Source organism: Corynebacterium sp. HMSC076G08 (assembly GCF_001811515.1).
Taxonomy (GTDB): Bacteria; Actinomycetota; Actinomycetes; order Mycobacteriales; family Mycobacteriaceae; genus Corynebacterium; species Corynebacterium hiratae.
Map to the genome: position 1 here is coordinate 1 of NZ_KV805082.1, position 10,761 is coordinate 10,761.

9 protein-coding genes and 1 riboswitch are annotated in these 10,761 nt (G+C 59.9%); of the genes, 1 reads left to right on the top strand and 8 read right to left on the bottom strand.

From position 1 onward, the window contains the following. Positions 1–156: 156 nt before the first annotated feature. From tuf to HMPREF2806_RS11375, 8 genes are all read right to left on the bottom strand, one after another. Complete coding sequence (tuf, locus tag HMPREF2806_RS11340) at positions 157–1,347, bottom strand: elongation factor Tu (RefSeq protein ID WP_046648489.1); 1,191 nt, start codon at positions 1,345–1,347, stop codon at positions 157–159. Between the two features lie 363 nt (positions 1,348–1,710). Next, positions 1,711–3,837, bottom strand: a complete 2,127-nt coding sequence (fusA, locus tag HMPREF2806_RS11345) for an elongation factor G (protein WP_046648490.1) — start codon at positions 3,835–3,837, stop codon at positions 1,711–1,713. Positions 3,838–4,137: 300 nt separating this feature from the next. Further along, complete coding sequence (gene rpsG / locus HMPREF2806_RS11350; RefSeq protein WP_046648491.1) at positions 4,138–4,605, bottom strand: 30S ribosomal protein S7; 468 nt, start codon at positions 4,603–4,605, stop codon at positions 4,138–4,140. A gap of 6 nt (positions 4,606–4,611) precedes the next feature. Next, a complete protein-coding gene (gene rpsL, locus HMPREF2806_RS11355) occupies positions 4,612–4,983 on the bottom strand; it encodes a 30S ribosomal protein S12 (protein ID WP_005286791.1) in 372 nt (123 codons plus the stop codon). Between the two features lie 216 nt (positions 4,984–5,199). Beyond that, complete coding sequence (locus HMPREF2806_RS11360) at positions 5,200–5,802, bottom strand: nucleoside/nucleotide kinase family protein (protein ID WP_049157363.1); 603 nt, start codon at positions 5,800–5,802, stop codon at positions 5,200–5,202. 54 nt (positions 5,803–5,856) lie between these two features. Further along, positions 5,857–6,579, bottom strand: coding sequence for an energy-coupling factor transporter transmembrane component T family protein (locus HMPREF2806_RS11365; RefSeq protein WP_049157369.1), 723 nt, complete (start codon positions 6,577–6,579; stop codon positions 5,857–5,859). Between the two features lie 103 nt (positions 6,580–6,682). Further along, entirely contained in the window at positions 6,683–8,134 is a 1,452-nt protein-coding gene (locus tag HMPREF2806_RS11370) for an ABC transporter ATP-binding protein (protein WP_070517776.1), read from the bottom strand. A gap of 114 nt (positions 8,135–8,248) precedes the next feature. Further along, a complete protein-coding gene (locus HMPREF2806_RS11375) occupies positions 8,249–8,893 on the bottom strand; it encodes an ECF transporter S component (protein WP_070511301.1) in 645 nt (214 codons plus the stop codon). Then, a riboswitch (TPP riboswitch) is annotated at positions 8,881–8,992 on the bottom strand. (Overlaps the previous gene by 13 nt.) A 264-nt stretch (positions 8,993–9,256) precedes the next feature. Here HMPREF2806_RS11375 and HMPREF2806_RS11380 point away from each other — a divergent pair. Then, positions 9,257–10,288, top strand: coding sequence for an acyl-CoA thioester hydrolase/BAAT C-terminal domain-containing protein (locus HMPREF2806_RS11380; RefSeq protein WP_070517777.1), 1,032 nt, complete (start codon positions 9,257–9,259; stop codon positions 10,286–10,288). Positions 10,289–10,761 lie beyond the last annotated feature (473 nt).

Genomic DNA, 10,761 nt, shown 5'->3' on the forward strand with positions numbered 1-10,761 from the left:
GCCGCAAATCCACACGAAATGTCCCTTAAGCCGGTTGGGTCGAACATAACTCTCAAGCCTAGTAGGCCCACGATCACCAAAGCCGCCCAACCCCATCAGGGATTGAGCGGCTCACAGACCTGCTAAATCAGGAAGGGCCTTAGGCCCTAGCAAGAATTAGCCCAGGATCTTGGTAACGCGGCCAGCGCCGACGGTACGGGAGCCCTCGCGGATAGCGAAGCGCAGGCCCTCGTCCATAGCGACCGGCTGGATGAGCTCTACGGACATCTCAACGTTGTCGCCCGGCATAACCATCTCGGTGCCCTCAGGCAGCTTGACGACGCCGGTAACGTCGGTGGTGCGGAAGTAGAACTGCGGACGGTAGTTGTCCATGAACGGGGTGTGGCGGCCGCCCTCTTCCTTCTTCAGGACGTAGACGGAACCCTCGAACTTGGTGTGCGGGGTGTAAGCGCCCGGCTTGATGCAAACCTGGCCACGCTCAACCTCTTCACGCTTGGTACCACGCAGAAGCAGACCACAGTTGTCGCCAGCCTCGGTGTAGTCCATCATCTTGCGGAACATCTCGATACCGGTAACGGTGGTGGACATCGACTTCTCCTTGATGCCGATGATCTCGATGTCCTCGTTGACGTTCAGGGAGCCACGCTCAACACGGCCGGTAACAACGGTACCGCGGCCGGTAATGGTGAAGATGTCCTCAATCGGCATCAGGAACGGCTTGTCCAGCTCGCGGACCGGATCCGGGATGGAGTCATCGCAAGCCTGCATCAGGTCGATAACAGACTGTACCCACTTCTCGTCGCCCTCAAGAGCCTTCAGAGCGGAAATGTGAACGATCGGAGCTTCCTCATCGTAGTCCTGCTCAGCGAGCAGCTCACGGATCTCCATCTCGACGAGCTCGATGATTTCCTCATCGTCAACCATGTCACACTTGTTCAGTGCAACGAGGATGTACGGAACGCCAACCTGGCGAGCCAGCAGAACGTGCTCGCGGGTCTGCGGCATCGGGCCATCGGTTGCAGCAACAACCAGGATAGCGCCGTCCATCTGAGCAGCACCGGTAATCATGTTCTTGATGTAGTCGGCGTGGCCCGGGGCGTCCACGTGTGCGTAGTGGCGCTTCGGGGTGGAGTACTCAACGTGGGAGATGTTGATGGTAATACCGCGCTCCTTCTCCTCAGGAGCCTTATCGATCATGTCGAAGGCGAAAGCGGTGTTCTCCTCCGGGTAAGCGTCAGCCAGAACCTTGGTGATCGCTGCGGTGGTGGTGGTCTTGCCGTGGTCGACGTGTCCGATGGTGCCGATGTTCACATGCGGCTTCGTACGCTCGAACTTCTCCTTTGCCACTGTTTGTCCTCCTGGACTCTATGGCGGCTACGTATTTCGCAGCCACGTGGTTTGTATTGCCATTGGCACTTCGAGCCGAAGCTCATAAGCGCTAATGACGCTTTCTTACGTGCCAGTTACACGATCCTAGATTTATGCCGCAGTTTTTTCAAACTGCCTAAATAGGAGGTAACCCCGCCCAACACGTGCGGACGTTGACCCTCGACAAGAATCAAATTAACGGATCCTGGGAGGGTAACGGCCGGCTCAACCCACATCAAGCGTGTGCGCTCAGCCGACCGCTACCCCAAGGCGCGGAACTGGTCTTCCACTGGCGAAGACTACCAGCCCCGCATGTACGCCTTTGCGGCAGGGGCCTAAAAGTTAGGCCTTGGCGCCGGTGCGCTCCTCGATGATCTCCTGTGCCACGGAGGACGGAACCTCAGCGTAGGAGTCGAAGACCATGGTGAAGTTTGCACGGCCAGCGGTGGAAGAACGCAGGTCACCGATGTAGCCGAACATCTCGGACAGCGGAACCTTAGCCTTGACGACCTTGGCGCCGGAGCGGTCTTCCATAGCGAAGACCTGGCCACGACGGGAGGAGATGTCACCGTTGACGGTACCCATGTACTCCTCCGGGGTCACAACCTCAACGGCCATGATCGGCTCCAGCAGAACCGGCTTAGCCTTAGCGACGGCCTCCTTAAGGACCTGGGAGCCGGCGAGCTTGAAGGCCATCTCAGAGGAGTCAACGTCGTGGTAAGCGCCATCCTCGAGGGTGGCCTTGATGTTCACCAGCGGGAAGCCAGCGACGAAGCCGTACTGCATGGCGTCCTGGATACCAGCGTCGACGGACGGGATGTACTCCTTCGGAACGCGGCCACCGGTGACGGAGTTCTCGAACTTGTAGGTTGCGGACTCGCCCTCTTCCAGCTCTTCCGGCTCCGGGTTGTACGGCTCGATGGTGACGATAACCTTTGCGAACTGGCCAGAACCACCGGTCTGCTTCTTGTGGGTGTATTCCAGGGACTCGACCTTCTTGCGGATGGTCTCGCGGTAAGCAACCTGCGGGTTACCGATGTTGGCCTCAACCTTGAACTCGCGCTTCATGCGGTCAACCAGAACGTCGAGGTGCAGCTCGCCCATACCGCCGATAACGGTCTGGCCGGACTCCTCGTCGAGGTGAACGGTGAAGGTCGGGTCCTCTTCAGCGAGCTTCTGGATAGCGGTACCCAGCTTCTCCTGGTCAGCCTTGGTCTTCGGCTCAATAGCAACCTGGATAACCGGATCCGGGAAGTCCATGGACTCAAGGATGATCGGGTTGTCCGGGTTACACAGGGTGTCACCGGTGGTGGTTTCCTTCAGGCCGATGAACGCGTAGATGTTACCGGCGTCGGCGTGCTCGACCGGGTTCTCCTTGTTCGCGTGCATCTGGAAGAGCTTGCCCACGCGCTCCTTCTTGTTCTTGGTGGAGTTGAGCATCTGCTCGCCCGGGATAGCCTGGCCGGAGTAGACACGCACGTAGGTGAGCTTGCCGAAGAACGGGTGCACGGCAATCTTGAAGGCCAGTGCGGAGAACGGCTCCTGGACGGAAGGCTTACGAGTCAGGGTCTCCTCACCGTCGAGGGAGGTGCCGTTGACCTCGCCGATGTCCAGCGGGTTCGGGAGGTAGTCAACAATAGCGTCGAGCAGCGGCTGGACACCCTTGTTGCGGTAAGCGGTACCGCAGAGGACCGGGTAGATCTCGGAGCTCACGGTCAGCTTGCGGATAGCGCCCTTGATTTCCTCAATGGTCAGCTCTTCGCCGCCGAAGTACTTCTCCATGAGCTCTTCGTCGGACTCAGCGACGGTCTCGAGCAGCTTCTCGCGGTACTCTTCAGCCTTCTCCTGCAACTCGGCAGGGATCTCCTCGATAGTGGCTTCGGTTCCGGTTTCTACCTTGCCGCGCCAGGTCAGCGCCTTCATGTTGATCAGGTCGACGACGCCATCGAAGTCATCTTCAGCACCGATCGGCAGCTGCATGACCAACGGCTTAGCGCCGAGGCGATCAATGATGGTCTGGACGGTGAAGTAGAAGTCCGCGCCCATCTTGTCCATCTTGTTGACGAAGCAGATACGAGGGACGTCGTACTTAGCAGCCTGGCGCCACACCTGCTCGGACTGCGGCTCCACACCTTCCTTGCCGTCGAAGACAGCAACAGCGCCGTCGAGAACACGCAGGGAGCGCTCAACCTCAACGGTGAAGTCCACGTGGCCCGGGGTGTCAATGATGTTGATCTGGTTGTTGTTCCAGAAACAGGTCACAGCAGCGGACGTAATGGTGATGCCGCGCTCCTTCTCCTGCTCCATCCAGTCAGTGGTGGCGCCACCATCGTGGGTCTCACCGACCTTACGGTTAATACCGGTGTAGAAGAGGATGCGCTCGGTGGTAGTGGTCTTACCCGCATCGATGTGCGCCATGATGCCGATGTTGCGGACCTTGTTCAGATCCTTAAGCACTTCTTGTGCCACAGTTAATACCCCAACTTAATTGTCGTCGACGCCGACGCCAGTTATGCACTGACGAAACATAGGTGACGTCTTCATGGATAGGTCTTGGTCTATTTTGCCACGTCTGGGCTTCTACGTCAGCGTGAGACGTGGAGCCCACGCCATAAAAATGGCCCGAACAACGCTATTCAAGTTTAGGTTCCGCACTGTTTAGCGTGGAGCGCTCCGCCAAGGGGAGCGAGAACACGCAGTGTCAGCGCAGGTAAACGATGATATCGCTGTTCGAGCCATGATGCCATGTGGCGGGTTATACCGGAGGGATTACCAGCGGTAGTGAGCGAAGGCGCGGTTGGCCTCAGCCATCTTGTGAGTATCCTCACGGCGCTTCACGGAAGCACCCAGGCCGTTGGATGCATCGAGGATCTCGTTTGCGAGACGCTCGATCATGGAGTTCTCACGACGCTGACGGGTAAAGGTAACCAGCCAACGCAGAGCCAGGGTGTTGGCACGTGCCGGCTTAACCTCAACCGGAACCTGGTAGGTAGCGCCGCCCACACGACGGGAGCGAACCTCGAGGTCCGGGCGGATGTTGCCCAGGGCCTTCTCCAGGGTGCCGACCGGGTCGGTACCGGTCTTCTCACGGCAGACCTCGAGAGCGCCGTACACAATGCGCTCAGCGGTGGACTTCTTGCCGTCACGCAGGATCTTGTTCACGAGCATGGTGACCTGCTCGGAGTTGTAAACCGGGTCCTTAACTACAGGACGCTTCGGTGCAGCATTCTTACGCATTGTTGATTACTGTCCCTTCTTTGCGCCGTAGCGGGAACGAGCCTGCTTACGGTCCTTCACGCCCTGGGTATCCAGTGCGCCGCGGATAATCTTGTAGCGAACACCCGGGAGGTCCTTCACACGACCACCGCGGACGAGCACCATGGAGTGCTCCTGCAGGTTGTGGCCCTCGCCCGGAATGTAGGCGGAAACCTCGATACCGGAGGTCAGGCGCACACGGGCAACCTTACGCAGAGCCGAGTTCGGCTTCTTCGGGGTGGTGGTGTACACGCGGGTGCACACGCCACGGCGCTGCGGGGAGCCCTTCAGGGCGGCCGTAGCAACCTTGGCCTTCTTGTCGTGGCGGCCCTTGCGGACCAGCTGCTGAATAGTTGGCATAAATCTAGTCTTTCTCTATGACTTCGGCTTGAACTGACCGCTTTCACACGTCCAAACATGCAAAAATAGGGGCTCTTCTCCGGGGCCCTTCCGCATGTCCAGAACGAATCTCTCCCAGCGGATGGTTGAGATACCGATCAGACTTTTCATCTCCTATAAAGATGAAACCTTGGACAGACTACCACCACCCCTTTGATCTGCCCAAATCCCCAACCGCTAGCGCCACTCCCAGGTCAGGTCCGCCTCCACCGCGCGCTCGGAGAAGTGTTCTTGTTCCTGCCTCTCCCAGGTTTCAAACCACTCTTCATAGCCGGGGTCGCGCTCTAGGGCACGCTCGCGACGCTTCTCGCGTGGCCCGTCGATACGGACCGTCACCACGGAGCCGCGCTCTTTGGCGGCGGCCACGGTTGCCTCGGTGACAGAACCCACGCCTTCGACAATCAGATCGTCGCGCTCATCCAGGCTCGCCCAATCCTTCGGTGCATTGGCTTCCCAGTCCCAACGCCAATAGCCCGGGTTATTCTCCCGCAGCACTTGCTCTGAAACCATCTCTGAACCCTCTTGCAGCCCATGCCAGCCGGGGTAGAACTCGTCAAGGTGGACTACCCGCCACCCGGTACGCTCAGCCAGCGCTGCAGAAGCCCAGGTCTTGCCGGCGCCCGAGGGGCCGTCGATAAGCACGGTGACCGGGCGCATCGGGCGCTTGCGCGACGCAGCGAGCGCCACCACATCGGCCAAGAGCCGATCCATCTCGGCGGCGTGCGTCTGGGCAGTGTCCTTACCGCTGTCCTGGTCGGCCGTGCGGTCCGCGTCCTGCATGTATTTCTTCACCACTTCTGGGTACGTCTAGCGTGCAGCTTTGAGAGAGTCGTCCTAGAGTCCGAAGAATCTCCAGGACCCACTGAGAACCGAAACTACCACCGGAAGCGCCGCAAGGCCCGTTCCCACCACCATCACCAGCCAGTCTCTGCTGGCAAGGCGGGACGGCCGCGCCCATGTGCGTTGCCCACCGCCCGGTGGGGTTCGCCCGAAACCGCGCGCCTCCATCGCCGTGGCCAGCTTGCCCCCGCGCCGCAGGGCTAGCACCAAGAGCCCGAAGGACATGGTGATGAGGTGCTTGATGCGGCCCTCGTCGGTCAGCCCACGCGCGCGCCGCGCCATGGCCAGGTACTGCCAATCGGATTTGAACAACGTCATCATGCGCACCCCGGCCACCGCACCGATGACGAAGCGGGAAGGTAGCTTGAGGATCTGCGAGAGGGCGTCGCCCAACTCCGTCGGGTCAATATCCCGCGCCAGCACCACCATGGGCAGCGCCACCGCCAGCACGCGCATCGTAATGGCGATGGCCAGCTCCATCGAGTTGTCCGTAACCGTGATCAGCCACCAGCTGAAGTACTCCCGCCCGCCCGGTGCGCCGTAAAGCAGCATCGAAATGCCGGACAACGGAGCGATAAGAAAAAGGAACCAGCCAGCTTTAAACAGGCGCGGCCACGACACCCCGCACAGGGGCGCAAAAACTAAAGTCATGGCCAAGGACACTGCCGCAGAGACCCAATCCACGGAGAGCAACAGCGGGCTCACCCACACGAACATGAGGAAAATTCGGGTCAGCGGGTTCACGCCGTGCAGTAAACCTGCACGGCCAGCACGATCGGCGCGACCAGCGCCGTCTGCGTTCGCCGACGACGTAGTTGTCTCAGCCACGGCTCACCTCCACTCGGTGGTCACCCAATGCGGAGATGAACAACGGATCGTGGGTCACCGACGCAATCGTCGTCCCCTCATCCGCCATGCGCCGCAGCAACCACACCAACTCGGTGAAGGTGTGGGGGTCTTGGCCGAAGGTGGGTTCGTCGAGAAGCAGCACCTCCGGCGCCGTGACCAACGCAGTGGCCACCGACAACCGGCGCTTCTCCCCTCCGGAGAGCGTAAACGGATTGGCGTTGAGCACATGCCCCAGGCGTAGTGCCTCCACGAGCTCCGCGATGCGCCCCTCCGGCACCTCGCGGTGCATGACACGGGGTGCCACGCGCAGCTCCTCTGCCACCGTGCGGGCGACGAATTGGTGCTCGGGATTCTGGAAGACGAAGCCAATGCGGTCCGCCAATTCCCGGGACTTCCACGTCGCCGGCGAGCCTTTCAGCCCCCGCCGCACGTACTCTGCCACACCAATCTCCCCGGCCACTGCTGGAAGCAACCCCGCCACCGTCATCAGCCACGTGGTCTTGCCCGCACCATTCGGCCCGGTAATCACCGTGGACATCCCCCGGGGCAGCGCGTAGCTGCGCGGCGGCCCGAAACGGGTGACCAGGTCCGTGCTCCACAGCGCCGCCGATTCGGGTGCTCTTCCAGTGCTGCTTGGCGACGTCCCGCCAGCATCCCGCGCCCGCGGCAAACCGCTGATAGAGCGCGAAGCAACAACAGCCTCCACGGGACCGTCGGCGACGATGCGCCCATCCTTCAGCTCAATCGCACGGTCAAGCACACCCCTCCACGCCGCGTGCTGGTGTTCCACCACGATCAGGGTGGCCCCGGTGCGCTCCACCATGGTGGACACGGCCTCAATAACCTCGCGCGCGCCCTCCGGGTCGAGGTTCGCCGTCGGCTCATCGAGCAACACCATGCCCGCGCCCATGGCAATCACACCCGCCAAAGCCAAGCGTTGCTTCTGCCCGCCGGACAGACGCTCCGTGGGAAACGACAAATCGACATACGGCCCCACCATCTCCAGCGCCGCCGACACCCGCTGCCAAATCTCAGAGCGCGGATAGGCCAAATTCTCACAACCAAAGGCAACGTCATCGCCCACGCGCGCGGCAATCACCTGGGAGTCTGGGTCCTGCAGCACCAAGCCCACCGGAATCGTCCGGCCGGGCGGCTCGATGTGACCAGAGGCATCCTCCAGCAGGATTTCCCCCACCCGGGTGCCCTCGTCATCGCCGCCCAACACGCCCGCAATGGCCGCCAGCAGCGTGGACTTCCCGGACCCGGAATCTCCGCACAGCAGGACCTTCTCCCCCGGTGATATAACCAAGTCAATATCCGCCAGCGCCGGCGCACGCCTCCCCGCATGCGTCCAGCCATAGCCGCGTGCGACAAGCTTCGTCGCGCCCGCGGACATATCTTCTACCGAACCCACATCAGCCATCAGAATCAGCCACCAGCCACCTTGCAACAGCCATTACTTCAGCTACCAGTCAATGCTCAGCATCAACAATCAACAAGCATCCACAGCAAGCAACGCACAACAAGCAACGTTTGCTTAAGCACTGTGCTGTTCGCGGCCGACCGCAAAACGGTCCAGCGCACCGGTCTTCGCCAGCGCATTGACCACGATGTAGCCCACGGCTCCTGCCAGAATGGCGCCGGAGATGCTCAGCGTGACGAGGTAGATGATGTTGAACTGCAGGGTCTTGCCCAGGTTTCCGGAGGTAAACAGCTCCAGCACAAACGCACCCCAGCCCGCTGCCATGCCGCCGAGCATCGCAATGCCCAGGCTAAAGCGACGGTAGAGGAAGATGGCCAGCACAATCTCCACACCAATGCCCTGCGCGATGCCGGAGTACAACGTACTAATACCCCACTGGGAGCCCAGCACCGCCGACACGATGGCCGCCAGCAGCTCCACGTAGAGTGCGGCACCCGGCTTACGGATAATCAAACCGCCAACGACACCACCAAGAAGCCAAATGCCGGTGGCAATGCCACCCAGGCCTGGCGTGAGCGCATCCATGGCCTGGAACCAGGCATAGCCCACCGTGTTCCACGCTAGGAACACGATTCCACACGCCACACCCAGCACGGAGGCCACCACGATGTCGACGACGCGCCAATTCAAACTGCGCGGCGCAGCAGCGCCATTCGCAGTTGCGCCATTAACAGATCCACCATGAGATACAGAGTTCATGATTCCTCCCTTTCGCCGGCATTATCCGGATCAGGTTCGACGGTTCGCCGCTGCGCTGCGGCATCTCAGCCTCCTCCGGAGACACCCATACGCAGCCTCAAAGGCAGAACACAGTGTGAACGAGGAAGCACCCGTGACGATGTTTAATTTGTTGTTTTATGTACAGCCGCCAGCACTAATAAGAACCGGCTCAGCACGCTCAAAAGCACTGACATCTTAGCAAGCCGGACCATTAAGAGCACACTGCAGCCTCACTACTCCCCCATGCCACCAGCACTCCATCAAGCCAGCGGACAACATTTCACCAACCAAAAGCATCAGTAAACTGGAGTGAAAGCCAATCACAAAGGATCTCGTCCCTCTATGCCCGCAATCAAAGTCATCTCCAAAGCAATCGGCATACCTCTTGTGTGCATCGCTGTTCCCGCCGCCGGTGTCTGTGTAATCCGCTCCATCAACTCCAGGCGTTTTGCTGCCCCCAAACCACCAGCAGGTGGCGATGATCGCATCCTCAAAGAAGAGGGCGTTTCAAGAATTGACGGCCGCTACATGAAGGGCTTCCACCTCACGCCGCTAGCCACCGGACAGGAACAACAATCCATACAGACACATCCAGGCACCGTCATCGTATTCGGCGGCTCGGACGGCGGTGCCAACGTGGAACAGGCACGAATGCTACGTGACGCCGGGTACGATGTGCTCGCCTTGTACTTCTTTGGCAAGCCCGGGCAAAAGGAATTCATCGACGGGGTCCCACTCGAGTTCTTTGACGAGGTCCTCGCCTACGCTGAGGAGCACGGCAACGGCAGCAGACCGCTGACTGTTATCGGTACGTCCAAGGGCGCGGAGCTTACTGGCAATCTCGCCGCCCGCTACCCGCAGATCGACAACATCGTTCTCTACACGCCTGCGCACCACACTTACGGCAGTCTGACTTACCAGCGCGGCAGCGGCTCCACGAGTAGTTTCTCCTGGCACGGTGAGCCCGTTCCTTTTGCGAAATTACAAGGAAAAGAAATGGGCAAGGTTATGCTCCGCTTCGCGCTTGGTCTGCCCGTGTCCTACCGCGCCGGCTATGAGGCCGACGCTGCTGCAGCCAGCCCCGAGTCTGTCATCGACCTGAGCAACTTCCAAGGCAACGGCCTTCTGTTCGCCGGCACCGAGGACGCCATGTGGCAAGGCGACGTTGCCGCGGAAGCTCTAGCCGCACAAAACCAGAACCTTGAGCCCCACATCTACAAAGACGCCGGCCACCTCTTTCACGAGAGCATCGACCAACTCATCGGCTCCTCCTGGAAAACAATGATGGGCGGCACAATCGCAGCCAACCGCGAGGCCAAGGTGGATTCCGACCGCATCCTGCTTGAACGCCTCAAGCAGTGGCACGAGCTTTAGAAAGCATACCCAGCATGGCAACAAAAGCCGCGACAAACGAAGACTAAGGCGATTTCATCAGAAGACGACGGCGAATCACATCAAAACACAAAAATGTACCCCGCCGCGTCCTCTGACCTACGCGACGGGGTACTTGCACACCGGCAAAGATGCCAGTGGCCATGAGCCTCCACACACGCAGCTTAAGGAAAGGAAAAGCTTCGGTGGAGACCCAAGACTTAATGAAATAACTAAATGTATTTCGGAAATATCAAATAAACAAAAGTATCAAACAAATACAAGCAAGTTGAGAACTAGGGGTTGCTACCGGAGTCTTATGCCCCGGCAGCAATGCCCTACTCCATCAACTCTCAGGTTGGGTGGGAGGTTAACGCTCCTCCCTTAGCGGTGTTGTTAAAGGAGACACATCCTACGGTTCTCTTAGTTGGAGGAACCCTCGCCAGCACCCGGTGCACAAGCATCAGCCAACAGGC

Coding starts and splice junctions, on each gene's coding strand:
- HMPREF2806_RS11370 (WP_070517776.1), bottom strand. CDS start 8,134: ATGGCTGATGTGGGTTCGGTAGAAGATATGTCCGCGGGCGCGACGAAG.
- rpsL (WP_005286791.1), bottom strand. CDS start 4,983: ATGCCAACTATTCAGCAGCTGGTCCGCAAGGGCCGCCACGACAAGAAG.
- HMPREF2806_RS11380 (WP_070517777.1), top strand. CDS start 9,257: ATGCCCGCAATCAAAGTCATCTCCAAAGCAATCGGCATACCTCTTGTG.
- HMPREF2806_RS11365 (WP_049157369.1), bottom strand. CDS start 6,579: ATGTTCGTGTGGGTGAGCCCGCTGTTGCTCTCCGTGGATTGGGTCTCT.
- HMPREF2806_RS11360 (WP_049157363.1), bottom strand. CDS start 5,802: ATGCAGGACGCGGACCGCACGGCCGACCAGGACAGCGGTAAGGACACT.
- HMPREF2806_RS11375 (WP_070511301.1), bottom strand. CDS start 8,893: ATGAACTCTGTATCTCATGGTGGATCTGTTAATGGCGCAACTGCGAAT.
- rpsG (WP_046648491.1), bottom strand. CDS start 4,605: ATGCGTAAGAATGCTGCACCGAAGCGTCCTGTAGTTAAGGACCCGGTT.